Raw genomic sequence first — 26,097 nt, 5'->3', positions numbered from 1 at the left:
CTCACGCCACGAGGGGGCGGACGTCCCAGAGCCAGACGTCGTCGACCCGCTGGGGCGGGCCGAGCAGGGCGGTCATCAGGTCGCGCAGCACCGCCTCCCGGGGGTGGGCGCCGAGGACCACCACCGAGGCCCGCCAGAACCGCAGGTCCTCGACCGCCTGCCGGCGGTGCTCGTCGGTGATGTTCGGCGTGGCGTTCCGGTCCATCGTCGTGTAGACGAGCGTGCTGGTCGGGCGGTTCGGCGCGCCGAAGACGCCCTCGCCCTTCTCGTTGGGGCCGATGAAGTAGCCGCCGGGGATGGGGAACGCCTGCTGGGTCAGCGCGCTCCACCGCAGCGTGGGCAGGCCGTGCACGTTGCTCGGGATCGGCACCGGCACCAGCGTCCGGCCCTCCGGCACGTACGGGCGCCAGCCGCCCGCGCTGATGAAGTGCGGCGGCGGCTCCACCGGCTGGGCGGGCAGCGGACGCGGGAGCAGCGGCAGGACGGCGAGTGCGATGGCCGCGTACCCGACCGGGCGCAGCCAGCGCCGCCGGGCCGACGGGGTGCCCTCGCCGGTGCGGGGGGCGGGCACCGGCGGGTTGCCCGCGCCGGACACCGCCTCCCAGGCCACGGCGAGCAGGACGCCGACGGCGGCCACCACCACCAGGCTCAGCCGGGTCGGCATCATCATCTCGACCAGCGGCACGTCGTCCGGGATGTACGCCCACGGGCCGTCGGTCTCGGTCTCGACACCGTCGAAGCGGATCTTCGGGCCGAGCGACGCCACCGTGAAGAGCACCGCCAGCACGGCCAGGATGCGGACGACCAGGGACCGGGCGACCAGCAGCACCAGGGCCACCGCCGCCAGCACGACCAGCGGCCAGCCGAACCAGGTGTTCTGCTCGGTCAGCCCGATCGTCTGCTCCACGGCCTCGTCGCCGGCGATCGTGTCCCGGGGGAAGGTGACGAACGCCTTCAGGTCCTCGCCCCAGTTGTGGAAGACCCCGCCCTGCAGGCCGCGGTAGGACTGCGGGCCGTTGAACTGGAACCAGATCGGGTACGCGGTGAGCAGCAGCGCCAGCCCACCGCCGGTGCCGAGCGCGGCGGCGAAGGTGCCGGCCTGCCGCCACGCGGCCCGGGGCCGCATCACCGCGTACGCGACGACGACGACCAGGCAGGCCAGCGCGGTCAGCAGCAGCATCTCCTCGTTGATGAAGATCTGGTACGCGACCAGCAGGCCGAGCACGACACCGTTGCGCCGCCAGCGGCCCGGCTCGCCCAACCGCATCACCCGCAGCACGATCAGCGGGAGCAGGAAGTTGGAGACGAAGTTGGGTTGGCCGTTGGCGTGGTGCACGATGCCGGGCGCGAAGCCGAGGAACGCGCCACCGACGAACGCCGCCGCCCGCGACCGCACCAGGTGGCGGGACAGCACCCAGTACGACGTGGCGGCGGTGGCCGAGAGCGCGGCGCCGAGGTAGAGCGCGTACATCACCTGGGGGCCGACCAGCATGGTCAGCGGCGCCAGCGGCAGGGTCACCCCGAGCAGCGACGTGTTCGCCATCATGTTGACCCCGTCCGGGGCGTTCTGGCGGCTGGTGAAGAGGGGGTTCTCCAGGTGCCGCACCGAGTACGCCCCGTGCGAGAACAGCCACTCGAACCAGCTGTGGTCGGTCGGCAGGTGCGAGGAGACCCGGTTCTGCACGTCCACCCAGTAGTTGAGGCAGACCAGCACGCCGAGCGCGACGTAGACGCCGACGGCCAGCACGTCGGCGCGGGCGGGCCGCCACCTGGCCCGTCGCGGCGACTGCGCCGCGGCGGGTTCGGTAACGGTCTTCAATGAGGGATCAACCACCGGCACGGCCACGACGCGCCATCGTACAGGTGGGATCCACCGGAATTGCCGAGCCCGTGCGCCCCTGGCCGGTTTGCCGGGGCGGTGATTCGCGCCGCCCCGTCGCCTCGCGTCGCGCGTGTCGGCGTGCCGGGACCGGACGGACTGGACGGACCTGCTGCGCATACGCTTCCATCGCCGCAGGCCCGTCCGGGATCCGGCGGGAACGGCCGCCGGGAGGGGTGTCGGATGACCCTGATCGACCTGGGTGACCTGCGCGACGCCGAGCAACCCGAGCCCCCCGCCCGCCGGTCCCGGCCCGCCGCCAACCGACTGCCGGGCTTCCTCGCCGTGCTGCTGCTCGCCCTGCTCACGCTGGCCGCCGCCACTCCGCCGCCCGGCCGGGTCGCCGTCGTCGTGCCGGCCCGGCTCGGCGTCGACCGGCTCGTCGCCGGGAACCTGCTGCTCGTCCTGGATCCGCCCACCCGGGAGCGGACGCCGCGGTCGGTGGCGGCGTACCGGCTGCCCGGCGGTGAACCGGCGTGGCGGGCGCCGGTGCCGGTGGACGGCCGGTTCTGGGGACTGTCCGTTCGTGGGGACCTGCTGCTGGTCAGCGGGTACGAGGAGCCGCCCGAGGGCCGCGGCACGGTCACCGTCGCGCTGGATACGGCGACCGGCGCGTACCGCTGGCAGCAGCCCGGCGCGGCGCTGGAGGTGGCCGGCGGCGGCCTGCTGCTGGAGGACTTCGGCCGTGCGGGCCGGGGCGTCCTGCGCGCCGTCGACCCCTGTTGCGGCACGCCGCGGTGGACGGTCGACGTGCCGGCGGGAGAGGTCGGGTACCGGTTCACCCCCGCCGGCATGGACCGGGTGGTCCTCAGCGACCCGCGAGGGCCGGTCGAGGTGCGGGACGCCGCCACCGGCGCGGTCCTCGCCGCGGCCGACCTGTGGTCCACCGCCGAGCGGCCGTACCGTTCCACCCAGGTGGTGGGGGACCTGCTCTTGACGATCGCGGGTACGCCTTCCGTGATGACGGCGTACGGGGTCGACCGGTTGGACCGTCGGTGGCGGGCGACGGTGCCGGACGCGGCGTACGTGCTGGACTGCGGCGGCGTGATCTGCGGTCAGACACGCCCCGGGACGCTGTGGGCGCTGGACCCGGCGACCGGCCGTCAGTTGTGGGCCCGACCGGGCTGGGAGATGGCGTGGGCGGCGCCCGGGTCGGTGGTCGTCGTTCCGGTCCCCGGAACGGGCACCGGACCGGCGGACCTGGCGGTGCTCGACCCGGTCACCGGTCAGGTCCGGAGCGAGTTGGGCAGGTGGGAACTCGTCCAGCGGGAGCCCGGTGAGGCCCGGCGGCTCGCCGTCCGCCCGCACCCGGCCGGCGGGCTGCTCGTCGCCGAGGTCGACGCGGCGGCGGCCACCGTCCGGATGCTCGACGTGCTGCCCGAGGCGTCCGGTGACTGCCAGGCGGTGGTCGGAGGCGTGCTGTGCCGGCGGCCCGACGCCTCCTTCGGCGTGTGGCGGCTGCGCCGCTGACTCACCAGTTGGCCTGGGCCGGCGGCACCGGCAGCGGCACCTCGGGCGGGCGGACGACGTACGCGACCCCGCCGCTGCCCGCCTGCCAGGCCCGGGCGAACGCGTGGCGGCCGACGGTGCGGTGCACGCCCTCGTCGTCCGGGGCGTACGGGTCGTTGAGCACCGGGTCGCCGTCGGCGGTGAACCCGACCAGCACCACGAGGTGCCCGGCGGTGTCGTAGTCCAGCCCGGGCACCTCGCTGGCGCGGAACGAGGCCGAGACGATCAGCGGGACACCGGCGGCGACGAACTCCTCCGCCTCGGTCAGTGACCGGAGTCGAGTGACGAACGCGTCCATCCCGTGCACCCCGGCGTACGCGGTGTTGAACGGCCAGTTCCCGGCGCCCGCGTACGCGTGGTCGAAGCAGTGCCGGGCGGCGTGCACCACCACCGGCCGGGGGCCGGGCGGCGTCACCCAGGCGTACCGCTCGGGTGTTGGTTCCGCGCCCCAGTACGCGAGCACCATCGACGTGCAGGTCGGGCTGCACCAGGAGTCGCCGCCGCCGGCCCACTGGGGGTGGGCGCCGGCGTGGATGCGCTGGGAGTAGCGGGGAACGTCCAGCACGGTGCCCCAGGCCGGGCCGGGGACGTCCGCCCCGGCCGGTGCCGGGTGGCTGTCCTCGAGCCGGGGCACCGGGCCGGTCGCGACCGCGCCGACGGTCCGCAGGACCGGGCCGGACGCCGCGTCCTCGGGCCGGAGCAGGGTCACCCGGACCTGCCAACCGGTCACCGTGGTGGACAGCACCAGGGTGTCGGTGTCCACGGTGGCCGCACCGTCCCGCTGTCCGGGTACCGAGGTGCGGCGGACGGCGCTGTCGTCGGCGGCCCACTCGGCCAGCACGTACCACCGGGTGGCCGGGGCGCCGTCGTGCCAGCCGCGCAGCTCGACCCGGAGCCAGCCGTCGCCGGGGGTGTCCGCCGTCCACGACGGCACCACCTCGCGGACCCCGAACCCGGCCGGCACCGGCGGTGAGGTCCAGCTCCCGACCGCGTACCGCCGGACCCGGCCGTCCGGGTGGCGGTGCGTCACGCGGTCCGCTCCGCCGTCGAGCACCAGGCCGCGGTCCGTGCCGCGCAGCCCGGTGGCGGTGCCGAGGCCCTGGTCCGCCGGGAAGTGGAAGCCGCGGTAGGCGACGTCCCGCCCCACCCTGTCGCTCATGGCACCCCTTGGTAACTCGGTGCCGGCAGCATCGCGTACGCCGAAGGTTTTCTGCAACCGTGCCCGGCGCGGGCCGGGCTTGGCGGCCGGCACTAGGTTGTCGGGTGGTCGGGCGCGAGGAGGCCGGGATGCGGGTACTGGTGGTCGAGGACGAGCGCAACCTCGCCGACGCGATCGCGCGGGGGTTGCGCAAGCGCGGCATGGCGGTGGACGTCGCGTACGACGGCGACAGCGGCCACGAGATGGCCTTCGTCACCCGGTACGACGTGGTGGTGCTCGACCGGGACCTGCCCGGCGTGCACGGTGACCAGATCTGCGCCGAGCTGGCCGCCTCGGGTGCGCTGACCCGGGTGCTGATGCTGACGGCGAGCGGGACGGTCGCGGACCGCGTCGAGGGGCTGCGGCTGGGCGCCGACGACTACCTGCCCAAGCCGTTCGCGTTCGACGAGCTGGTCGCCCGGGTGCAGGCGCTCGGCCGGCGCGCCACCCCCGCCGCCCCGCCGGTGCTGGCGGTGGCCGACCTGGTGCTCGACCCGGCCCGCCGCGTGGCCACCCGGGGCGGCGTGCCGGTCGACCTCACCAACAAGGAGTTCGGCGTCCTCTGCGAGCTGCTCAAGGCGCGCGGCGCGGTCGTCTCCAGCGAGGAGCTGCTGGAACGCGTCTGGGACGCGAACACCGACCCGTTCACCACAATCGTCCGGGTCACCGTGATGACGCTGCGGAAGAAACTCGGCGATCCGCCGCTGATCGAGACCGTCGTCGGCGCGGGCTACCGCGTCGCCGAGGCGGCGTCATGACGCGCAGCCGGCGGCTGCGGCCCACCCTGCGACTGCGGCCCACCCTGCGACTGCGGCTCACGCTGCTCAACGGCGTCCTGCTGGTGGGCGCCGGCGCCATCCTGGTGCTGCTGGCGTGGTTGCTGGTCCGCGACGCGCTGCGCCCCACCGACGAGCTGCTCCCCGGCACCACGGTGGTGCTGGCCGACGGCCGCTCCCTGGACGCCGCGCAGTGGCAGCGGCAACTGGTCGACGCGGCGAGCCGGGAGCTGCTGGCGAAGGGACTCGCCGCGCTGCTGGCGATCGGCGTCGTCGGGGTGGCCGGCGCGTACGCGGTCGCCGGCCGGGCGCTGCGCCCGCTGCACCAGGTGACCGCCACCGCCAGGCGGCTCGGCGAGACCACCCTCGACCAGCGCATCGGATACTCGGGGGCGGACGACGAGGTGGCGGAGCTGGCGCAGACCTTCGACGCGATGCTGGACCGCATCACCGCCGCCTTCGAGGCGCAGAGGCGGTTCGTCGCCAACGCCTCGCACGAGCTGCGGACCCCGCTCGCCGTGATGCGTACCGAGATCGACGTCACGCTCAGCGACGACGAGGCGGACGCGGCCGAGTACCGCCGGATGGCCACCGTGGTCCGGGACGCCTCCGAACGCGCCAACGGGCTGGTCGACGCGCTGCTGGTGCTGGCCCGCAGCGAGGCGCAGGCCGGCCGCCGCCTCGCCCGGCGCACGGAGTGCGACCTGGCGGCCGGCACCGCCAACGCCCTGTCGGCCGTACGCCGGGAGGTGGAGCGCATCGGCCTGCGGGTGCAGACGTCACTGGAGTCGGCGCCGGTGGTCGGTGACCCCGGGCTTCTCGACCGGCTCGCCGGCAACCTCATCGAGAACGCGGTCCGCTACAACCACCTGCACGGCCGGCTCTGGGTACGGACCGGGTCGGACGGCCGGCGGTCCTGGCTGGTGGTGGGCAACACGGGCTTCGAGGTGGACCAGGCCGACGTGCCGGGGCTGTTCGAGCCGTTCCGGCGGGGCGGCCGGGAGCGGACCGGCGCCCGCGGCTCCGGTCTCGGTCTCTCCATCGTGCGGGCCGTCTGCGACGCGCACGGCGGCACGGTCAACGCCATCGCCCAGCCCGGCGGCGGCCTGGAGGTGACGGTGACGCTGCCGGCGGCGGACGTCGGGCCGGACCCCGACGCGACGCTGTGACGCCGACCTGAGGGTCGTGTCCCCACGGGGTTGCGATCGTCCGGGCGGCGATGTGAAGATCATGCGGTCAGCACGGTGACGGAAGGGGGTGCGTCGATGTTCACCAGAACCTGTTCCGCGCCCCGCCGCCCGCATCGCTGACATTCTCGCGCGGGGCGCCTCCAACCCATCGAGGAGACACCCGTGACCGCACGGATCCACAACATCGGCATCGACTGCCGCGACACGTACGCCCTGGCCGGCTTCTGGGCCCAGGTCTTCGAGTGCCCCCGGCAGCCGGACGACCTCCCCGGCGACCCGGAGGCGATGCTGCTGCCCGAGGGCGGGCCGGAGGTGCTGTTCCTGGCCGTACCCGAGGGCAAGACGGTGAAGAACCGCCTGCATCTCGACCTGGAGCCGACCGACCGGACCCGCGACGAGGAGGTTGCCCGCCTGCTCGGTATCGGCGCGACACACGTCGCCGATCACACTCGCCCGGACGGCTCCGGCTGGGTCGTGCTCGCCGACCCGGAGGGCAACGAGTTCTGCGTCCTACGCAGTGCCGCTGAGCGCGCCGCCCAGGGCTGACGCCCGGACCCGCCGGGCGGTACCGGAGCGCTGACGTGCCGGGCCCCGTCCACCCTCGGGTGGACGGGGCCCGGTCGGTCCGTCGACGGTCAGGACTTCTGCTCGATCTGGCCGCGCATCGTGGCCAGTTCCTTCTGCACGTCCGCGCCGGTCTTGAAGTAGACCATGATCATGCCGAGGCTGCCCTTGTCACTCCAGACGCAGACGCCGATCGGGACGTCGGCGGCCTTGGCGTCGCCGCACTTGGCCTCCCCGCCGAGCGGTCCCGGGTCCACCGAGGACATCTCGCCGACGGCGACATCGCTCTGCCGGGCTCCGGCGACCGTCTCGTCGAGGGTCTTCGTCGGGTCGGTGTTGAGACCGGAGGCGGCGGCCACCATCACCAGGTCCTGCTTGGCCGGGTCGCCGTAGAAGGCACCGACGGTGCTGGTGGCGTCCGGAAGGGACTTGTTCAGCTCGGCCTCGAGTTGCTGGCTGATGTTCTGCAGGTTGGGGTCGGTGACCTTCGGCCGGCCGGCGAGCGTCTCCGGCTCGACGACCCGGATCTTCGTGGCGTCGACGGTCTCCTTGACCTCGTCCTTGACGGCGAAGAAGGCGACCGCGGCCCCGCCCAGGCAGAGCACCAGCACGGCCGCGAGCACGATCAGCAGGATCTTGCCGGTCGACCGCTTCTTCGGAGGCGGCGGCACCGCGCCGTACGGCTGGCCGGGCGCGCCCGGGGCGGGCGGCGGGAAGCCGCCGGCCGGCTGCGGCGGCGGGTATCCACCGGGCTGCTGGGGTGCCGGGTACGGGCTGCCCGGCTGGGATGCCGGGTAGCCGCCGGGCTGCTGCGGGGGCGGGTAGGCGCCCGGCTGCGAGCCGTACGGGGCGCCGCTGCCCGGCTGGGAAGGATACGGATTGACTGGCGGCTGGGACATGGGTCAGCTCCAGGTCTTCGACAACGCGACGTGTGAGCTTAGCCAGCGCGGGCTCCACGTCCGCACCCGCCGCCCGCCGGGGTGATCCATTTCGCCGGCGGCGGGCCGGCGTCCTCGTCGAGGTGCCGACCCGCCGCAGCCGACTGGTCAGGAGCGCTTCTCGACCTGCCCCCGGATCGAGGTGAACTCGGACTTCGCCTTGCTGGCGGACGAGAAGAACATCACGATCATTCCCACGCTGCCCTGGTCGGCCCAGACGCAGACACCGAGCGAGATGTCCGAGGCGCTGCCGTCGCCGCACTTCGCCACCCCGCCGAGCGGGCCGGGGGACACGGTGGACATCCGCCGGACGTTCAGCTCCGCCGAGAGCGCCTTGACGGCGTCGTCCAGCTCCCGCTTCGGGTCGAGGACGAAACCCGAGGCGCCGGCGATCATCACCATGTTCTGCTTCTCTGGGCTGCCGTAGAACGCGCCGACCGCGCCGCTCTCGCTGCGGACCGTCGACTTCATGTCCCGGACCATCTCGTCGGCCAGGGCCCGCAACTCCGGGTCGGTGCTCTTCGCCCGGCCGCCGAGGGTCTTCGGCGCGACGAGCCGGATGCGCGGTTGGGAGCTGGCCTCGGCCGACGGAGTCCCCTCCTCGGTGGCGGCGCGGGGCGTGGCGTCCCCGCTGGGTGCCGAGGACGGCACCGGCGCCGGGTCGTCACTGCCGGACAGGGCGACGTAGGCGAGGCCGCCACCGCCCAGGCACAGCACCAGCAGGCCCACCAGACCGAGCGACAGCACCAGCGGCAGCTTCGACCGCCGGGACGGCGCGCCGCCGGGCGCGTCGACGCCGGGCTGCGGAAACGCGCCCGGTTGGAGGTACGGACTGCTCCCCGCCGGCTGGCCGTACCCCGGCGGGCCGGAGGTCGGCTGGCCGTAGGAGGGACCGCCGGACGAGGGTCGGCCGTAGCCCGGTCCGCCCGACGTTGGCTGGCCGTACCCCGGTCCACTGGTCGGGTGGTCGGCCGGGGGGATCAGGGCGAACACCTGCGTGGGCTGGTCCCCGGGTGCGGACGGCCGCGATCCCGGCTGCGGGCCCGGCCAACCGCCTCCGGCGGGGGCCGGCGGGTTCCCGCCACCCGCGGGCCGCCACGTTTCCGCCGGTGGCTGCCAGCCCCTGCCCGGGGGCGTCGGGCCCGACCCCGACGCGACGGTGGGCGGCGGTGTGGCCTCCGGCCAGGAGCGCGTGGGCGGGGTCTGCGGAGAGTTCGGCCAGCCGGCCGCCGGCGGAGCGGCGGGTCGGGTCGGGTCGGCCCAGCCCGTCGGCGACGGTGGCGGCGGCCAGGCACCCGCCGGCCCGGCCCCCTGCGCCGGGGTCGCGCCGGAAGCCGGCGGCCAACCGCCCGGCTGGGGCTCGTGGGTGCCGGGGTGCCGCCCCCACTGCGCCGGGGGCGGAGGGACAGGGGGCGGGGAACCGGGGTGCGAGCCGCGCTCCGGTTGCCCGGACCAGGGGTCGACCGGCGGTGAGGACATGACATCAGCTCCAGGCGCGAAGATGCGAACGGGTGATCGTAGCGGGCCGGCGGGCCGTTCCGCTGCCCCGGGACCACGCCGTGGAACGACGATCGCGGTGGCCGCCGGCGTGGCGACCACCGCGATCGCGGGGGAGCGGAGTGCCCTACTTGGACAGGCTCGCCGCGCCGCGCGGCAGGAACCGCTTGCCGGCGACCCGCTCGGAGGTGCCGGTCCGGTCCAGGTACGGTGTGACGCCGCCCAGGTGGAACGGCCAGCCGGCCCCGAGGATCATGCACAGGTCGATGTCCTGCGCCTCGGCGACCACGCCCTCGTCGAGCATGAGCCGGATCTCCTGGGCCAGCGCGTCGAGCGCGTTCTGCCGGACCTGCTCGGCGGTCAGCGGCTGGTCGCCGACGACAAGCAGCTTCGCCACCTCGGCGTTGACCTCGTCGTCCACGACGATCGGCTGGCCGGAGTCGGCGATCCGCTTGAGGTTCTCGCTGACGCCGAACCGGTCCGGGAACGCCGCGTGCAGGGTGCCGCCGACGTGGTACGCCACGGCCGGCCCGACGAGCTGGAGCAGCGCCAGCGGGCGCATCGGCAGGCCCAGCGGGTCCAGCGCGCTGTTCGCCACGTCCAGCGGGGTGCCCTGGTCGACGGCGGCGAAGACGGTGCCGAGGAACCGGGTGAGCAGTCGGTTGACCACGAACGCCGGGGCGTCCTTGACCAGCACCGACGACTTCTTCAGCTGCTTGCCGACCGCGAACGCGGTCGCCAGGGTGACGTCGTCCGTCTTCTCGCCCCGGACGATCTCCAGCAGCGGCATCATCGCGACCGGGTTGAAGAAGTGGAAGCCGACCACCCGCTCCGGGTGCTCCAGGTCCTCCGCCATCGCCGTCACCGACAGCGAGCTGGTGTTGGTGGCCAGCACCGCCTCCGGCTTGACGATCTTCTCCAGCTCGGCCCAGACCTGCTTCTTGACGTTCAGGTCCTCGAAGACCGCCTCGATCACGAAGTCGGCGTCGGCGAAGACGGACTTGTCGACCGAGCCGCTCACCAGGCCGTACAGCTTGGCGGCGGTGCCCTTGTCCATCCGGCCCTTGCTGACCGACTTCTCGATCTGCTGGTGCACGTACGCCACGCCCTTGTCGACCCGGGCCTGGTCCAGGTCGGTCATGACGACCGGCACCTGGAGGCGGCGGGCGAAGAGCAGGGCGAGCTGGCTGGCCATCAGGCCGGCGCCGACGATGCCCACCTTGGTGACCGGACGGGCGAGGCCCTTGTCCGGCGCGCCGGCCGGCCGCTTGGCCCGCCGCTGCACCAGGTCGAATGCGTACAGGCCGCTGCGCAGCTCCTCCGAGAAGACCAGGTCCGCGAGGGCCTCGTCCTCGGCGGCGGTGCCGGCCGCGAAGTCCGCGTCCTTCGCCGTCTCCAGCAGGTCCAGCGCCTTGTACGCGGCCGGGACCGCGCCGTGCAGCCGCTGGTCCAGCGTCTGCCGGGCGAAGTAGAGCACGCCGCCCCACATGTCGCGGTCGACCTCGGGCCGGGTGACGGTGACGTCGCCGCGGACCACGCCGGCGGCCCACTCCAGGGACCGCTCCAGGAAGTCCGCCGGCTCCAGCAGCACGTCGGCGATGCCCATCTCGGCAGCCTGCTTCGGCTTGAGCATCTTGTTCTGCATCAGCGGGTTCTGGATGATCACCTGGGTCGCCGCCGGGATGCCGATGAGGTTCGGCAGCAGCTGCGTACCGCCCCAGCCGGGGATGAGGCCGAGCGAGACCTCGGGCAGCGCGAGGGCCGCCGCGCCGGCCGACAGCGTCCGGTAGTGGCAGTGCAGGGCCAGCTCCAGACCGCCGCCCATCGCCGCGCCGTTGACGAACGCGAAGGTCGGGATCTCGCTGTCCTTGAGCCGGGCGAAGACCCGGTGGCCGAGCCGGCCGATCTCCAGGGCCTGCTCGCGGTTCGCGAGCAGCGGCAGGCCGGTGATGTCCGCGCCCACGCAGAAGATGTACGGCTTGCCGGTGACCGCGATGAACGCCGGGTTCGCCGCGAGCGCGGCGGTGATCGCCTCGTCCAGGCTGGTCAGGCCACCCGGGCCGAAGGTGTTCGGCTTGGTGTGGTCGAAGCCGTTGTCCAAGGTGATCAGGGCGGCCGGACGGTCCAGCCCCGGTACGTTCACCTGGCGCAGCAGCGCCTTCGTGACGACCTCGTTCGGTGCCGCGAGCGCGCTCACTTGTTGCCCTCCCAGTGCGGGTTCTCCCAGATCACGGTGCCGCCCATGCCGATGCCGATGCACATGGCGGTGAGGCCGTAGCGGACCTCGGGGTGCTCGGCGAACTGCCGGGCGAGCTGGGTCATCAGCCGCACGCCGGAGGAGGCGAGCGGGTGACCGATGGCGATCGCGCCGCCCCACGGGTTGACCCGCGGGTCGTCGTCGGCGATCCCGAAGTGGTCGAGGAAGGCGAGCACCTGGACGGCGAACGCCTCGTTCAGCTCGAACAGGCCGATGTCGTCGATGGTCAGGCCGGCGATGCGCAGCGCCTTCTCGGTCGACGGGATCGGGCCGACGCCCATGACCTCGGGCTCGACGCCGACGAAGCCGTACGACACCAGCCGCATGGCGACCGGCAGGCCCAGCTCGCGCGCGGTCTCCTCGGCGGCGAGCAGGCTCGCGGTGGCGCCGTCGTTCAGGCCGGCCGCGTTGCCCGCGGTGACCCTGCCGTGCGGGCGGAACGGGGTCTTGAGGGTGGCGAGCTTCTCCATCGAGGTGTCCCGGGGAGCCTCGTCCACCGTGGCCAGACCCCAGCCGTTCTCCTCGTCGCGGATCGCCACGGGCACCAGGTCGTCCTGGAGCTTACCGTTGGCGTACGCCTTGGCGGTCTTCTGCTGCGAGGCGAGCGCGAACGCGTCGGTGCGCTCCTTGGTGATGTGCGGGACCCGGTCGTGCAGGTTCTCCGCCGTGGCGCCCATGACGAGCGCGGACGGGTCGACCAGCTTCTCGGCGATGATCCGCGGGTTCGGGTCGACGCCCTCACCCATCGGGTGGCGGCCCATGTGCTCGACACCGCCGGCGATGGCGATGTCGTACGCGCCCATGGCGATGCCGCTGGCGACCGTGGTGACCGCGGTCATCGCGCCGGCGCACATGCGGTCGATGGCGAAGCCGGGGACGGTCTTGGGGAGGCCGGCCAGCAGGGCGGCGGTCCGGCCGATGGTCAGGCCCTGGTCGCCGATCTGCGTGGTGGCGGCGATGGCGACCTCCTCGACCCGCTCCGGCGGCAGCTGCGGGTTGCGGCGCAGCAGCTCGCGGATGCAGCGGATCACCAGGTCGTCGGCGCGGGTGTTGGCGTACATGCCACCCGCCTTGCCGAACGGGGTACGGACGCCGTCGACGAAGACGACATCCCGAACTTCACGGGGCACTTGGAGCCTCCTAGCCAGACTGGCGTTTCCCTCGGATGCTACTCGCCAGTAACCAACGGGGACACCACCCCCCCGTGTGGCCCACCCCACACCTCGGCCGACCCCACCCGACCGGAGTCCCCGACGAGGTTGACCAAGAGGTTTGCGTCAGCGCGCCGGCGTGTCGCGGACGCAAACCTCTTGATCAACCGGGTCAGGGGGCGGGCGGTGGGTCGGTCAGGGCTTCCGTCAGCGCCGGGAGGAGGAGGTGGATCTGCCACTCGCGGGCGCCGAGGCCGCGGAGGGTCTCCGCCACCGTCCCGTCGGTCACGTCCTCGGGTGGGACCCAGGCCAGACGGCGCACCGAGTCGGGAGCGATCAGGTTCTCCGGCGGGAGCGTGTGCGCGGCGGCGACCTGGACGACCACCTCCCGGCAGCGGGCCAGCCGGGCGGCGGCCACCGGGTCCCGCTCGGCCCACCGGTGCGGTGGCGGCGGGCCCTCGACCGCCGGCGCGACCGGCAGCGCGTCGTCGGGCAGCTTCCGGGCGTCGTCGAGCGCGGCCAGCCACGTGCGGGCCAGCCGGCGCACCGACCGGCCGCCGAACCCGGGGAGCGTGAGCAGGGTCTTCTCGTCCTTCGGGTCCAGCTCCGCGGCGGCGACGATCGCCGAGTCCGGCAGCACCCGCCCCGGGGCGGCGTCGCGGCGGGCGGCGATCTGGTCCCGCGCGTACCACAGGGACCGGACCCGGGCCTGCGCCCGGGCGCCGCGTACCCGGTGGATGCCGGAGGTGCGGCGCCACGGCTCCGCGCGGACCCGGGGCGGGCGGGTGCCGTTGCGGATCGCCGCGGCGAACTCCTCGGCCGCCCACTCGGACTTGCCCTGCCGGGACAGCTCGGCGTCGAGCGCGTCCCGCAGCTCGACCAGCAGCTCCACGTCCAGCGCGGCGTACGTCAGCCAGGACTCCGGCAGCGGCCGGCTCGACCAGTCCGCCGCCGAGTGGTGCTTCTCCAGGCTGAAGCCGAGCAGCTGCTCGGTGAGCGCGGCGAGGCCGACCCGCTCGAAGCCGGCCAGCCGGGCGGCGAGTTCGGTGTCGAAGAGCCGCCGGGGACGCAGCCCCAGCTCCGCCAGGCAGGGCAGATCCTGGCTGGCCGCGTGCAGCACCCACTCGGCCTCGCCGATGACCTCGTCCAGCGCGGTCAGGTCGGACAGTGGCAGCGGGTCGATCAGCGCCGTGCCGGCGCCCGCGCGGCGGAGCTGCACGAGGTAGGCCCGCTGGCTGTAGCGGTACCCGGAGGCGCGTTCGGCGTCCAGGGCCACCGGGCCGGTCCCCACGGCGAAGCGGGCCAGAACCTCGTCGAGTTCCTCCGGCGTGGTCACCGGCTGGGGCGTGCCCTCGCGCGGGGCGGTCAGCGGCACCGGCCCGCCGGCAGGGACGTCCTCGGGGCAGGCGGCGGCGTCGGTCGGCGGCACGGGCCCGCCGACGGTCGGGTGGGCCCCCGCGCCGTCCGGCTCCGGCAGGGCCGACGGCGGGTGGTGCGGCGTGTCTCCCGTACGACTTTCGGCGGCCCGACGGCGCAGGGGTGGTTCGTCGGTCACCTGACAACCCTATTGCCCAGCGGCCGCCTACCGCGCGCACCCGCCCCCGCAGCGTGTCCCCGTCCCGCCCGCACCCCGCCGATCATGCACTTTCGGCCCCCGCTTCGCCCCTTCTGCGGCGATTGGTCGGGGCAGAAAGTGCAAGATCGCGGGGGCGGGGGGCGGGGGGCGGGACGGGGGTCAGGACGGGGGGGTGTGGTGGGGGGTGGGGAGGGCGGTGACGCCGGGTGGGGGGAGGCCGGCCGTCGAGGCGAGGAGGGTGCACCAGGCGTACAGGTGGGGGGCCAGGTTGTTGTCGAGGGGGGTCCAGGAGGCGCGGATCTCGATGTCGCCCGCCGCGGGCGGCCCGGCCAGATCGCCGAACCGGGTCGACAGGGTCTGGGTCACCGTCCCGCCGATCGCGCGGTGCCGGGCGCCCTGCACGTCGAGGGCGTCGGTCAGCCACGTCCAGCCGACGCCGGGCAGCAGCGGGTCGGCGGCCAGGTCGACCTCCATCTCCGCGGTCACGTACGTGACCAGGCGCAGCGTGCCCTGCCACGCCTCGTGCCCCGCCGGGTCGTGGAGCAGGATCAGCCGGCCGGTGGCCACCTCGTCACCGTCACGCAGCACGGTGGCGGAGAGCGCGAACGCGTACGGCGCGAGCCGCTGCGGTGCCCCCACCTCCTCGAGCAGGATCTCCGCCCGGGGCGCCGCGGACCGGAGCCCGGCGACCGCGCGGGCGAAGGTCTCGGGAAGCGCGATCGGGGGGGCCATGCTCGAAAGCGTATGCCGCCACCGGCCCGCCCATCCGGCGGCGCGCCGGGGCCGAGCCGCGCCCCGGCAGTGTCGACGCCGGGCCGCCGCCCACCGCGGGGCCTGGTGTTGACAGCGGCCCCTTCCGCTACCGCAACCGTTGACAAGGGCCCTTCCTCGCACCGGGCGGACGCGGCTCACAATTGGTGGCGGTGGCGGCGGGGCGCAGCGGGCGCCGTGGCACGATTGCCGCGATGAGCACCGACACCGCGGGCACCGCCGCCCGAGACGAGGACCCCCGCTCCGGCGGGCCGGCCGACTCCGCCTTCGTCCGGGCGTGCCGGCGCCTACCCGGCCCGCACACCCCGGTCTGGTTCATGCGGCAGGCGGGCCGGTCGCTGCCGGAGTACCGCGAGATCCGGGCCAACGTGGCGATGCTGGAGTCCTGCCGGCGTCCCGACCTGGTCACCGAGATCACCCTCCAGCCGGTCCGCCGGCACGGCGTCGACGCGGCGATCCTGTTCAGCGACATCGTGGTGCCGGTCGCCGCCGCCGGCGTGGACCTGGACATCGTCGCCGGAACCGGGCCGGTGGTGGCCGAGCCGGTCAGCTCCGCCGACGACGTGGCGCGGATCCGCCCGATCACCCGCGACGACGTCTCCTACGTGGACGAGGCGGTGCGGATGCTGGTGAAGGAGCTGGGCGGCACGCCGCTGATCGGCTTCGCCGGCGCGCCGTTCACCCTCGCCAGCTACCTGGTCGAGGGCGGGCCCTCGCGTACCCACGCGAAGACCAAGGCCCTCATGTACGGCGACCCGGACCTGTGGCACGCCCTGGCCGGCCGGCTCGCCGAGATCACGCTGGCGTTCCTGCGGGTCCAGGTCGAGGCCGGCGTCTCCGCGGTGCAGCTCTTCGACTCCTGGGCGGGAGCGCTGTCCGAGGCCGACTACCGGCGCTTCGTGCTGCCGCACTCGCAGGCGGTCCTCGCCGGCCTGGCCGACGCGGGCGTGCCCCGCATCCACTTCGGGGTGGGCACCGGCGAGCTGCTGACCGCCATGGGCGAGGCCGGCGCCGACGTGGTCGGCGTCGACTGGCGTACGCCCCTGGACGAGGCGACCCGCCGGATCGGCCCCGAGCGGGCCGTGCAGGGCAACCTCGACCCGTGCGTGCTGCTCGCCCCCTGGCCGGTCGTGGAGGCGGAGGTCCGGCGCGTGCTGGAGCAGGGCCGGGCCGCCCCCGGTCACGTGTTCAACCTCGGCCACGGGGTGCTGCCGGAGACCGACCCCGACGTGCTGACCCGGGTGGTCGCCCTGGTCCACGAGCTGTCCGCCCGCCCGGCCGACCAGGACTGACCGGCATGGCGGCGCCGTGGCGGGTCGCGGTGGTCGGCGGCGGGATAGCCGGCCTGGCCGCCGCCGTCCGGTTGCGCGACCGCGCCCCCGCCGGCACCGAGATCACGGTGTACGAGCAGAGCGGCGCGCTCGGCGGGAAGCTGCGCACCGGCGAGCTGGCCGGCCAGGCGGTGGAGTTCGGGGCGGAGTCGTTCCTCATGCGGGACCCGGCCGGCGGGGAGTCCGCCGCCGTGGCCCTGGTCCGCCGGCTCGGGCTGGCCGACCGCGTCGTCCACCCGACCGTCGGGCAGGCCGCGCTCGCCGTCGACGGCGGGCTGCGCCCGATCCCGGGCGGCACGCTGGTCGGCGTACCCGGGGACCTGGCGGCGGTGGCGACGGTCGCGCGGCCGGCAACGGACGCCGACCGGGACGCCGGCCGCCCGCTCCTCGGGCCGGACGACGACGTCGCGGTGGGGGCGCTGGTCCGCGCCCGGCTCGGCGACGAGGTGGTCGACCGGCTGGTCGACCCGATGCTCGGCGGCGTCTACGCGGGCCGGGCCGACAACCTGTCGCTGAACACCACCATGCCCGCGCTCGCCCGGGCGGCCCGGGTGGAGCACACCCTGGTCGGCGCGGTACGCGCCGCGCAGGCCGCCGCCCCCCGCGCGCCGGGCGCGCCGGTCTTCGGAACCCTGGCCGGCGGACTGGGCACCCTGGTCGAGGCCGCCGCGACGGCCAGCGGGGCGACGATCCGCCGGGACGCGGCGGTCCGTGAGTTGATCCCGACCGGCGCCGGCTGGCGGCTGACCGTCGGCCCGACCCGCGATGTTGAACACGTGGACGTCGACGCGGTGGTGCTGGCCGTGCCGGCCCGCCCGGCCGCACGGCTGCTCGCCGGTGTCGCACCGGAGGTTGCGGCGGCGGTCGGCGGGCTGGACTACGCCAGCGTCGCGCTGGTCACCCTCGCGCTGCCGGAACCGGCGCTGCCGGCGCTGTCCGGTTTCCTGGTGCCGGCGACCGAGGGGTTGCTGATCAAGGCCTCGACGTTCTTCACCACGAAGTGGGGGCACCTGCGCCGGCCGGACGGGCTCGCCCTGGTTCGCGCGTCGGTCGGCCGGTACGGGGACGAGGCGCAGCTCCAGCGCCCCGACGAGGATCTGGCGGCCACCGTGCACCGGGAACTGTCGGCGGTGCTCGGCACCCCGCTGCCCGCGCCGGTCGCCGCGCACGTGCAGCGGTGGGGCGGGTCGCTGCCGCAGTACGCGCCGGGCCACCTCGACCGGGTGGCGTCCGCGCGGGCCGCGCTGCGCGCGGGCCACCCGACCCTGGCCCTGGCCGGCGCCGCGTACGACGGTGTCGGCATCCCGGTCTGCGTCCGCTCCGGCGCGACGGCGGCCGACGAGATCATCACAGCACTGGGAGGTTCCGGGACATGACCGAGCAGACGAACGCGGCCCGGCTGAAGGAGCTGAACGCCACGATCCGCTACACCATGTGGTCGGTGTACCGGGCCACCAGCCCTCTGCCGTCGCTGCGCGAGAACGTCACCGGCGAGGTCGAGGCGCTCTTCGAGGAACTGGCCGGCAAGGACGTGACGATCCGGGGCACGTACGACGTCTCCGGCCTGCGCGCCGACGCCGACCTGATGATCTGGTGGCACTCGTCGTCGAGCGACGCGCTCCAGGACGCGTACCAGCGGTTCCGCCGGACCACGCTGGGCCGCGCGATGACCCCGGTGTGGTCGCAGATGGCGCTGCACCGGCCGGCCGAGTTCAACAAGAGCCACATCCCGGCGTTCCTGGCCGACGAGGAGGCCCGCGGGTACGTGTGCGTGTACCCGTTCGTCCGCTCGTACGAGTGGTACCTGCTGCCGGACGCCGAGCGGCGCGAACTGCTGGCCGAGCACGGCAGGATGGCACGCGGCTACCCGGACGTGCGGGCCAACACGGTGGCGTCGTTCGCGCTCGGCGACTACGAGTGGATGCTCGCCTTCGAGGCCGACGAGCTGCACCGCATCGTGGATTTGATGCGCGACCTGCGCGGCTCCCGCGCCCGCCTGCACGTCCGCGAGGAGATCCCCTTCTACACCGGTCGCCGCCGCGCCATCGCCGACATCGTGACCTGCCTGCCGTAACGGCGGCCGGTCGGGGCCACGCCCGGAGGGAGATGGGCGCGGCCCCGGCCGGGACTCAGGTGGCCGTGCAGGCCACGACGGGTACCGGGTTGCTGCCGCTCCACGAGCCGATGAAGCCGAACGTGGTGCTCGCACCGGCACCGAGGTTTCCGTTGTGGTCGACGTTGCGGGCGACGACCGTGTTACCGGTCCTGGTCACCGTGGCGTTCCAGGCCTGGCTGACCTGCTGGCCGTTGGCGAAGGTCCAGCTCACGCTCCAGCCCCGGACGGCCGAGCCGCCGGCGGTCACCGTCACGTCGCCCTGGAAGCCCCCGGACCACTGGCTGGTCACCCGGTACGTCGCGGTGCACGCGCCAGCCGGCGGCGGCGTGGTCGGCGGCGGCGTGGTCGGCGGGGGCGTCGTCGGGGGCGGGCTGGTCGGGCCGCCGCCGAAGTCGACGTCGCTGCACAGGTAGTACGACTGGTCGAGGTGGCTCGCCTGCCAGATCGTGTAGACGATGTGCCGGCCGGTCCGCCCCGGCGCGTTCGCCGGGACCTGGATCGACACGCCGCCGCCGCTCTCCGGCGTCCACTGCGCGGCCGGGGTGTTGCCGATCTGGCCGACCAGCTCCAGGTTGCCCCAGCCCAGCGGTTGGGTGAGCGCGTTGAAGCCCTGCCTCGTCACGTACACCCGGATGTAGTCGGCGCCGTGGCTCGCCTGGTCGTACAGGCGGACGCGGAAGTTGCTGGAGACCGGCGACGTCTTCCACGCGCCGACCGCGTCGAGTGCGTTGTACCGGCCGCCCTCGGTCCGGCCGCCGCTGCACAGCTGGCCGTCCGGGATGGCGCCCTGGTGGTTGCCGGCGACGCCTTCCCGGAACAGGCCGTTCCAGTTCCACATGGCGTTCGGGTTGGCCTGCCAGGCCTGCCAGCACATCGGGTCCTCGGTGGCCATCCGGGGATTCTGGAAGTCGCTGCCCCAGCGTTGCCAGCAGCCGTAGTTGCGCGACGCCGGGTCCACCACGGAACCGTGGGCCGAGACGGGGTTGGCCAGCGCGGTGGTCAGGAGGAGGGTGGCGGTCGCCGCGACGGCGAGCAGCCACAGGATGCGGGATGATCGGAGAAGAGAGGACATGGGGCCCCCGGGGGAGTGGTCGGATCGACGACGACGCCCGGACGGCTCGGGAGTTGCCCCTCCCGCACCCGCGTCACCCGCGCGGTTGGCTCCGCCGGCAGACTTCCATATCAATCGGATTACGTCAATACGTCCCGGCGCATGGGCGTGTGCGGGATGCCGTCCTCGACGTACTCAGGGCCGCTGACTGTGAAGCCGTGCCGCGCGTAGAAGGCGACCAGGTGCGACTGCGCCTCCAGCGCGCAGGGGCGGTCGCCGACCTCGGTCAAGGCCGCCGTCATCAGCCGGCCCGCGTACCCGCCGCCGCGCGCCCGCTCGGCCACCACGACCCGGCCGATCCGCGCCACGCCGTCCGGATCGGCCAGGATCCGCAGGTACGCCAGCGGCACCCCGTCCTCCTCCAGCCAGACGTGCCGGGTGCCCGGCTCGACGTCGCGGCCGTCAAGCTCCGGGTACGGGCACGCCTGCTCCACCACGAACACGTCGATCCGCAGCCGGAGCAGGTCGTGGAAGGTGCGGGCGGACAGGTCGGCGAAGGAGGCGGAGCGGAGTTCGGTGTGTGGCACCCCGCGATGGTAGGCGGCGGGGCCCCACGGACTCCCGGTCGGCCGGGTGTGTGCGCCGCTGGCCGGCACTCAGGCGGCGTCGACCGGTTCGGCCGCGGCGGGAGCCGGGCGCTCGGCGGCGCGCCGGCGGCGTACCGCGGTGGCACCGGCGGCCACCGCGAGCAGCGCGACGGCCGCGGCCCCGACCACCCACGGGCCGAGCCCGCCCAGCCAGCCGCTGAGCGCGGTCTGCACCCGGCCGGCCGCGTCGATCACGGGGTCCTCGGCGCCCCGCCCGGTGAAGAGCCGGATCTCGTACCAGCCGTACCAGGCCACGTAGCCGCCGGTGAGCACCAGCAGCAGGCCGGCGAGGCGGCCGAGCAGCGGCGCGGCCCGCCGGGCGCGGCGCACCAGGGACTCGCGGGCCAGCGCGACCGCGAGCGCGGCGGCACCGACCACCAGGCCCATGCCGATCGCGTACGCGACGAAGAGCCCGACCCCGGCGAGCGGGCTGCCGGCGCGGAACCCGGCGACCACGACGGCCAGGAACGGCCCGACGGTGCAGCCGAGCGAGGCGACCGCGTACGCCGCCCCGAAGAGGACCATCGAGCCGAAGCTCCGCCGGACCTTGGGGCCGCCGGCCAGCCGTGGCGCGATCGCGGGGAGCGCCCGGCCCGCGAGCAGCCAGCCGCCCGCGGCGACCAGGGCCAGCCCGATCGCGACCGACGCCCAGGGCAGGCGGCTCGCGACGGCGTCGGCGGCGGGGCCGGCGAGCAGCCCGAACGCGCCGAAGACCGCGACGAAGCCGACGGTCATCGCGCCGGTCAGGGCCAGCGCCCGGCCCACCGGCGCGAGCGGCCCGCGGGCGTCCGCCGGGCCGTCGCCCAGCACCAGCATCGACAGGTACGCGGGCAGCATCGCGAAGCCGCACGGGTTGACGGCGGCGAGCAGGCCGGCGCCGAGCGCGAGACCGTAGGGGGCGTCCATCAGGCTCGCTAACTCAGCTCGGCGACGCGGCGGCGCAGGTCCGCCTGGGACAGCGGCCCGTTGTGCACGACCTTCCCGGCCGAGTCCAGCAGCACGTAGTGCTCCTGACTGGTGACGCCGAAGCGCCGCCACACCGCCCCGTCGTCGTCGGCGAGGTGCGGGAAGCCCTCGATCCCGGTGTCCCGGGCGAAGCGGCGCATGGCCTCCTCGCCGCTGCCCAGCCCGGCCACCCCGATCAGGTTGACCCGGGTGGCGTTGTCCCGCTGCACGCCGGCGACCGAGTCGGCGACACCTCGACAGCGGGTGCACCAGGCGGCCCAGAACCACAGCACGGCCGGTTTGCCGGCGAGGGTCGCGCCGGCGAAGGAGCGGCCGTCGATGGTCCGGGCGGTGAAGCCGAGGGTCTGCGGCACGGTGGCCGGGCTCCCGGTGGCGCCCGCCGGTGCGGTGCCCGAACTGTTGGGCGTGCTGCCGGCGGTGGCCGGGGCGCCGCCGGGTGCGGTGGTCGGGGCGCTGCCGGCCGCGCCGGTCTTCCCGTCGGTGCCGGTGCAGGCGGCGAGCGCCAGTGCGGCAGCCAGTGCGACCGCGACGGACCGGGTGCTGGTGTCGGGCATGTCGGGATGCTAGCCGCAGCCCGTCCCACGGCACCCTTACCACTCGCTTACGGCGGTGGCGGGGTGACGGACGGTGGTTCCGCCGGTCAGCGGCTGATACGCACCCGCTGGTCCGCCGGCCGGCCGGATGCGCATCGTCCGATCCGCAGGCGTGGCGTGGGTCGCGGCGGGGACGAGAGCCGATCAGGCCGGGCGGGCACCCACCGCGTCGCGGATCTGTGCGCCCTGCTCGCCCTCCTCGGCACGGGCGCAGTGGGCGCAGCAGAAGAAGCGCCCGGACACCTCCACCCCGTGTCCCACGATCTTGATCTGGCAGTGCTCGCAGATCGGCGCCATCTTGTGGATGGCGCACTCGAAGCAGTCGAACGTGTGCGTGGCCCCGCTGCTCGTACGCACCTCGAACGCCATCCAGTAGTCGTTCCCGCAGACCTCACAGGTCGCCATGACAAAACCCCCGATTGTGGACACGTAACGCAAGCGTCGAACATGTGACACGCTCCGGCAACCGGAACCGGCGAACCTGGTCCGGTTCCACGGCGAGTCGTCCCCGGCGTGTCGGCCGTTGGTACCGATGGAACACCCGACCCCCGGAGGAAAGACCGTGATCAAGCGCAACAGGCTCTTCGGCAACCAGACCCGCGTCACCTTCTGCCTGCCCCGTGACACCCCGCCCGGGGCGGTCAGCGTGGTGGGCTGCTTCAACGGGTGGGAGCCGGGCCGGCACGAGCTGGTCGCCCGCCGGGACGGCACGCGCACGATCACGGTCCGGCTCGGGCCGGGCGAGTACCGCTTCCGGTACCTCGCCACCGGTGGCGTCTGGCTCGACGACGACTCCGCCGACCGGATCGACGAGCACGGCAGCCTGCTGCTGCTCTGACCCCCTCCGGCGCGGCGTCCCCAGGTTCACCTCCATCGATGTTTTTATCGACAGGAGTCTTTACTGTTAACAAGGTTTAACTTACCTTGGGTGGCATCTCAGCAGCTTCGTCCGCAAAGGAGATGCCGCCATGCGTCGAAGAGTCACCCTCCCGTTGGTCGCGACGGGAGCCGTCCTGTCCTCACTGGCCGTAGCGGTGCCGGCCCAGGCGCACGGATACGTGTCCGGCCCGCCGAGCCGGCAGGCACTCTGTGCGCAGAACCGGGTGCCCGACTGTGGCCAGATCAAGTGGGAGCCGCAGAGCGTCGAAGGTCCCAAGGGGCTGCGCAGCTGCCACGCCGGGATCGCCCACTTCGCCGTCCTCAACGACGACAGTCGCGGCTGGCCGGCCACGAGCGTCGGCAGCACGGTCACGTTCACCTGGACCAACACCGCCCGGCACGCCACCAGCAACTGGGAGTACTTCATCGGGAACACCCGCGTCGCGGTGTTCAGCGGAGGTGGCCAGCAGCCCCCGGCCACCGTGTCGCACACGGTCAACCTCGGCGCGTACTCCGGCCGGCAGAAGGTCCTCGCGGTGTGGAACATCGCCGACACCGCCAACGCCTTCTACTCCTGCGTGGACCTCCAGATCGGTGGCGGGGGCGGACCCACGCCGACCACGCCACCGCCGACCACCCCGCCGCCGAGCCCGACCCCCGCGCCGACCACCCCCGCCCCGGGCGGCACGTGGACGGCGGGTCGCGCCTACCAGGTCGGTGACCAGGTCACGTACGGCGGAGCCACGTACCGGTGCCGCCAGGCGCACACCGCGCTGCCCGGCTGGGAACCGCCCCACACCCCGGCGCTGTGGACCCAGGTCTGACCGTACGGGTGCGGCCCGTACCCAGAGCGCGCCGCACCCGCCGACCACACCTCGTCGCCCTGCTCGCCGTGCTGCTGGCCGGTGGCTGCACCGGCGGCTCCGGCACCGCCGCGCCCGCCACGCCTCCCGGGAGCACGCCCGCGAGCACGCCGGCGAGCCTCGCCGGGGTCGACGCCCCCTTCCTCACCGCGATGGTGGCGCACACCGAGCGGACGCTGGAGATCGTCCGCCTGGTCGAGGGCCGGCTGACCGACGCCCAGCTCCGGACCCTGCTCGACGCGATCGAGGCGACCGAGTCCGACGAGCTGCGGACGATGCGTACCTGGCTCCGGGACGCTGGCCGGCCCACGAGCGGAGGCGGGCACGACCACGCCGGGCACGCCGGCGCCGACGACCTCGCCCGCCTGCGCGCCGCGTCCCCGGCCGAGGTGGACCGTGAACTCCGCGCGGTGCTCAGCGCCCATCAGCGCGCCGCGGCGGACCTCGCCCACGCGCATCTCACGGCCGGCGGCAGCGTGCCGGTCCGCGAGCTGGCCGAGCGGGTCGCCCGGTCGCGTACGGCGCAGATCGCGCTGCTGGCGGGGCCGGCGGGCGGCTGACGGCGGGTGCCCGGAGGCGGCCGTTCAGCTCTCGCGCGGTTCGAGGCGGATGGAGACCGAGTTCACGCAGTGCCGGGTGTCCTTCGGGGTGAACCCCTCACCGTGGAACACGTGCCCGAGGTGGCTGTCGCACCGGGCGCAGCGGATCTCCGTGCGGACCATGCCCAGGCTGCGGTCCTCGATCTCCTTGACCCGGCCCGGGATGGCGTCGTCGAAGCTCGGCCAGCCGCAGTGCGAGTCGAACTTGGTGTCGCTGGAGAAGAGTTCCAGCCCGCAGGCCCGGCAGTGGTAGACGCCGGGCGTCTTGGTGTCCACGTACTCGCCGGTCCACGGGGCTTCGGTGCCGTGCTGTCGCAGCACCCGGAACTCCTCGGGGCTGAGCCGGACCCGCCACTCGTCCTCGGTGCGGGGCAGTTCGGTGTCGTCGAGACTCACCCGCCAACGGTACGTCGGATGTCGGAGTCATCGCATATGGTCGCGCAATGGGTGGCACGAAGGCCGCAGTCGAGGAGATCGAGGTCGCCGGGCATCGCGTCCGGCTGAGCAGTCCGGATCGGGTGATGTTCCCGCAGCGCGGGTTCACCAAGGCCGACGTCTTCCACTACTACCTGGCGGTCGGCGACGGCATCATGCGCGCCCTTCGCGAGCGGCCCACGACCCTGCAACGCTTCCCCGAGGGCATCGAGGGGGAGATGTTCTTCCAGAAGCGGGTGCCGACCCGGGGCGTACCCCCGTGGGTCCAGACCGCGGAGATCAGCTTCCCTAGCGGCCGGACGGCGGCGGAGCTGTGCCCGGCCGACCTGGCCCACGTGGCGTGGGCGGCGCAGATGGGCACGGTGGTCTTCCATCCGTGGCCGGTCCGCGCCGCCGACCCGGACCGCCCCGACGAGCTGCGCGTCGACCTCGACCCGCAGCCCGGCACGGATTTCGCCGACGCCGCCACCGCCGCGGGCGAGCTGCGGGGCATCCTCGACGAGTTGGGCGTCGCCGGCTGGCCGAAGACCTCCGGCGGCCGTGGCGTTCACGTCTACCTGCGCATCCAGCCCCGCTGGACGTTCGTCGAGGTGCGCCGGGCGACGATCGCGCTGGCCCGGGAGCTGGAGCGGCGCCGGCCGGAGCTGGTCACCACCGCCTGGTGGAAGGAGGAGCGGGGCACCCGCGTCTTCGTCGACTACAACCAGATGGCACGGGACCGGACGATCGCGTGCGCGTACTCGCTGCGGGCCAACGCGCGAGCCACCGTCTCCACCCCGCTGACGTGGGACGAGCTGCCCGACGTCGACCCGGACGACTTCGACCTGCGCACCGTCCCGGCTCGGCTGGCCGAGCGGGGTGACCCGCACGCCGGCATCGACGACTCCGCGTGGGACATCACGCCCCTGCTGGAGTGGGCGGAACGGGACGCCGCCGCCGGGCAGGGCGACATGCCCTATCCACCGGACCACCCGAAGATGCCCGGTGAGCCGAAGCGGGTCCAGCCCTCCAAGGACCGCGACCGCCCCCGGGGAGCCGCTACCTGAGCAGACTTCCCGGCTGGCACAACGCCGACTCGCAGGCAGGTTCCCGGAGCGGCTTCGGCTCAGATCGTGATGTCCGTGGCTCAAGGGTTCTGCTTGATCCCATACCGCGTGCGACGTTGCTCGCGGAAGACGGCCAAGACATCAGCAGCCTCGTCCAGCCTCGGGCATCCTGTGTCGGTGCAGGCTGGACAGCTGGCCTTCTCGTGTAGGGCAATGCAGTAACCGGCCTGCTCTACGTAGTAGGGAATTTTCGTCAGGACCTCAG

Annotated in this window: 26 protein-coding genes; 11 read left to right on the top strand and 15 right to left on the bottom strand. The window is 74.2% G+C overall.

The annotated features are described in order from the left end of the window. Position 1: 1 nt before the first annotated feature. Entirely contained in the window at positions 2 to 1,840 is a 1,839-nt protein-coding gene (locus tag HCJ94_RS06295; RefSeq protein ID WP_373684206.1) for a DUF6311 domain-containing protein, read from the bottom strand. A 222-nt stretch (positions 1,841 to 2,062) separates the two neighbouring features. On the opposite strand from HCJ94_RS06295, the gene HCJ94_RS06290 reads away from it, so the two are divergent. Further along, entirely contained in the window at positions 2,063 to 3,349 is a 1,287-nt protein-coding gene (locus tag HCJ94_RS06290; RefSeq protein WP_168000023.1) for an outer membrane protein assembly factor BamB family protein, read from the top strand. 1 nt (position 3,350) lies between these two features. Here the strand turns inward: HCJ94_RS06290 and HCJ94_RS06285 are convergent, their stop codons facing one another. Next, positions 3,351 to 4,547, bottom strand: a complete 1,197-nt coding sequence (locus HCJ94_RS06285; RefSeq protein WP_168000022.1) for a C39 family peptidase — start codon at positions 4,545 to 4,547, stop codon at positions 3,351 to 3,353. Between the two features lie 128 nt (positions 4,548 to 4,675). Between HCJ94_RS06285 and HCJ94_RS06280 the strand changes: the two genes are divergently transcribed. The 3 genes from HCJ94_RS06280 (at position 4,676) to HCJ94_RS06270 (ending at position 7,098) form a co-directional block, all read left to right on the top strand. Beyond that, entirely contained in the window at positions 4,676 to 5,344 is a 669-nt protein-coding gene (locus HCJ94_RS06280; RefSeq protein WP_168000021.1) for a response regulator transcription factor, read from the top strand. Beyond that, positions 5,341 to 6,531 (top strand): sensor histidine kinase, encoded by a 1,191-nt coding sequence (locus HCJ94_RS06275; RefSeq protein ID WP_168000020.1) that lies wholly within the window; start codon positions 5,341 to 5,343, stop codon positions 6,529 to 6,531. Before HCJ94_RS06280 ends, HCJ94_RS06275 begins: the two co-directional genes overlap by 4 nt. 183 nt (positions 6,532 to 6,714) lie before the next feature. Further along, the gene (locus HCJ94_RS06270; RefSeq protein ID WP_168000019.1) at positions 6,715 to 7,098 is read left to right on the top strand and encodes a VOC family protein; all 384 of its coding nucleotides are present in this window, start codon (positions 6,715 to 6,717) and stop codon (positions 7,096 to 7,098) included. 89 nt (positions 7,099 to 7,187) lie between these two features. On the opposite strand, the gene HCJ94_RS06265 is transcribed toward HCJ94_RS06270, so the two are convergent. The 6 genes from HCJ94_RS06265 to HCJ94_RS06240 form a co-directional block, all read right to left on the bottom strand. Next, complete coding sequence (locus HCJ94_RS06265; RefSeq protein ID WP_168000018.1) at positions 7,188 to 8,015, bottom strand: flagellar basal body-associated FliL family protein; 828 nt, start codon at positions 8,013 to 8,015, stop codon at positions 7,188 to 7,190. Between the two features lie 147 nt (positions 8,016 to 8,162). Beyond that, positions 8,163 to 9,047, bottom strand: coding sequence for a hypothetical protein (locus HCJ94_RS06260; RefSeq protein WP_168000017.1), 885 nt, complete (start codon positions 9,045 to 9,047; stop codon positions 8,163 to 8,165). A 631-nt stretch (positions 9,048 to 9,678) separates the two neighbouring features. Next, positions 9,679 to 11,748 carry a 3-hydroxyacyl-CoA dehydrogenase NAD-binding domain-containing protein gene (locus HCJ94_RS06255; protein WP_168000016.1) on the bottom strand — a complete coding sequence of 690 codons (2,070 nt, stop codon included), beginning with the start codon at positions 11,746 to 11,748 and terminating at the stop codon, positions 9,679 to 9,681. Further along, a complete protein-coding gene (locus HCJ94_RS06250; RefSeq protein WP_168000015.1) occupies positions 11,745 to 12,938 on the bottom strand; it encodes a thiolase family protein in 1,194 nt (397 codons plus the stop codon). Before HCJ94_RS06250 ends, HCJ94_RS06255 begins: the two co-directional genes overlap by 4 nt. Positions 12,939 to 13,131: 193 nt before the next feature. Then, positions 13,132 to 14,514 (bottom strand): HRDC domain-containing protein, encoded by a 1,383-nt coding sequence (locus tag HCJ94_RS06245; RefSeq protein WP_168000014.1) that lies wholly within the window; start codon positions 14,512 to 14,514, stop codon positions 13,132 to 13,134. A 180-nt stretch (positions 14,515 to 14,694) separates the two neighbouring features. Beyond that, complete coding sequence (locus HCJ94_RS06240; RefSeq protein ID WP_168000013.1) at positions 14,695 to 15,267, bottom strand: DUF3000 domain-containing protein; 573 nt, start codon at positions 15,265 to 15,267, stop codon at positions 14,695 to 14,697. Between the two features lie 233 nt (positions 15,268 to 15,500). Here HCJ94_RS06240 and hemE point away from each other — a divergent pair, with 233 nt between their 5' ends. Genes hemE through hemQ form a run of 3 tightly spaced genes read left to right on the top strand, consistent with a single transcriptional unit; the run spans position 15,501 to position 18,711 of the window. Continuing rightward, a complete protein-coding gene (gene hemE, locus HCJ94_RS06235; protein ID WP_168000012.1) occupies positions 15,501 to 16,598 on the top strand; it encodes a uroporphyrinogen decarboxylase in 1,098 nt (365 codons plus the stop codon). A gap of 5 nt (positions 16,599 to 16,603) precedes the next feature. Next, positions 16,604 to 18,013: a protoporphyrinogen oxidase gene (gene hemG, locus HCJ94_RS06230; protein ID WP_168000011.1), complete on the top strand. Its 1,410-nt coding sequence runs from the start codon at positions 16,604 to 16,606 to the stop codon at positions 18,011 to 18,013. Further along, the gene (gene hemQ, locus HCJ94_RS06225; protein WP_168000010.1) at positions 18,010 to 18,711 is read left to right on the top strand and encodes a hydrogen peroxide-dependent heme synthase; all 702 of its coding nucleotides are present in this window, start codon (positions 18,010 to 18,012) and stop codon (positions 18,709 to 18,711) included. Before hemG ends, hemQ begins: the two co-directional genes overlap by 4 nt. A 55-nt stretch (positions 18,712 to 18,766) precedes the next feature. Here hemQ and HCJ94_RS06220 read toward each other — a convergent pair whose 3' ends face one another. From HCJ94_RS06220 to HCJ94_RS06200, 5 genes are all read right to left on the bottom strand, one after another. Further along, positions 18,767 to 19,825: a lytic polysaccharide monooxygenase auxiliary activity family 9 protein gene (locus HCJ94_RS06220; RefSeq protein ID WP_168000009.1), complete on the bottom strand. Its 1,059-nt coding sequence runs from the start codon at positions 19,823 to 19,825 to the stop codon at positions 18,767 to 18,769. Between the two features lie 119 nt (positions 19,826 to 19,944). Beyond that, positions 19,945 to 20,391 (bottom strand): GNAT family N-acetyltransferase, encoded by a 447-nt coding sequence (locus HCJ94_RS06215; RefSeq protein WP_168000008.1) that lies wholly within the window; start codon positions 20,389 to 20,391, stop codon positions 19,945 to 19,947. Positions 20,392 to 20,460: 69 nt separating this feature from the next. After that, positions 20,461 to 21,360 (bottom strand): cytochrome c biogenesis CcdA family protein, encoded by a 900-nt coding sequence (locus HCJ94_RS06210; protein WP_168000201.1) that lies wholly within the window; start codon positions 21,358 to 21,360, stop codon positions 20,461 to 20,463. Between the two features lie 5 nt (positions 21,361 to 21,365). Further along, positions 21,366 to 21,971 (bottom strand): redoxin domain-containing protein, encoded by a 606-nt coding sequence (locus HCJ94_RS06205; protein ID WP_168000007.1) that lies wholly within the window; start codon positions 21,969 to 21,971, stop codon positions 21,366 to 21,368. Positions 21,972 to 22,154: 183 nt separating this feature from the next. Then, positions 22,155 to 22,415: a metallothionein gene (locus HCJ94_RS06200; RefSeq protein ID WP_168000006.1), complete on the bottom strand. Its 261-nt coding sequence runs from the start codon at positions 22,413 to 22,415 to the stop codon at positions 22,155 to 22,157. 157 nt (positions 22,416 to 22,572) lie between these two features. Between HCJ94_RS06200 and HCJ94_RS06195 the strand changes: the two genes are divergently transcribed. From HCJ94_RS06195 to HCJ94_RS06185, 3 genes are all read left to right on the top strand, one after another. Further along, positions 22,573 to 22,848 (top strand): isoamylase early set domain-containing protein, encoded by a 276-nt coding sequence (locus HCJ94_RS06195; RefSeq protein ID WP_168000005.1) that lies wholly within the window; start codon positions 22,573 to 22,575, stop codon positions 22,846 to 22,848. A gap of 130 nt (positions 22,849 to 22,978) precedes the next feature. Further along, entirely contained in the window at positions 22,979 to 23,713 is a 735-nt protein-coding gene (locus tag HCJ94_RS06190; protein ID WP_168000004.1) for a lytic polysaccharide monooxygenase, read from the top strand. Next, positions 23,698 to 24,312, top strand: coding sequence for a DUF305 domain-containing protein (locus HCJ94_RS06185; RefSeq protein ID WP_168000003.1), 615 nt, complete (start codon positions 23,698 to 23,700; stop codon positions 24,310 to 24,312). The genes HCJ94_RS06190 and HCJ94_RS06185 overlap by 16 nt, the downstream gene beginning before the upstream one ends. A gap of 24 nt (positions 24,313 to 24,336) precedes the next feature. Here the strand turns inward: HCJ94_RS06185 and msrB are convergent, their stop codons facing one another. After that, positions 24,337 to 24,747, bottom strand: coding sequence for a peptide-methionine (R)-S-oxide reductase MsrB (gene msrB, locus HCJ94_RS06180; RefSeq protein WP_168000002.1), 411 nt, complete (start codon positions 24,745 to 24,747; stop codon positions 24,337 to 24,339). A 47-nt stretch (positions 24,748 to 24,794) separates the two neighbouring features. On the opposite strand from msrB, the gene ligD reads away from it, so the two are divergent. After that, on the top strand, positions 24,795 to 25,832 hold the full coding sequence (ligD, locus tag HCJ94_RS06175) for a non-homologous end-joining DNA ligase (protein WP_168000001.1): 1,038 nt from the start codon (positions 24,795 to 24,797) through the stop codon (positions 25,830 to 25,832). Positions 25,833 to 25,912: 80 nt separating this feature from the next. Here the strand turns inward: ligD and HCJ94_RS29535 are convergent. Further along, on the bottom strand, positions 25,913 to 26,097 hold a 185-nt coding region (locus tag HCJ94_RS29535), incomplete at its 5' end, for a hypothetical protein (protein ID WP_205800782.1).

Origin of the sequence: Micromonospora thermarum (assembly GCF_012034245.1) — a bacterium.
In the GTDB taxonomy this organism is placed as follows: domain Bacteria; phylum Actinomycetota; class Actinomycetes; order Mycobacteriales; family Micromonosporaceae; genus Micromonospora; species Micromonospora thermarum.
Note: the sequence above shows the minus strand (reverse complement) of the source record. Positions and strands in the feature narration are given on the sequence as shown.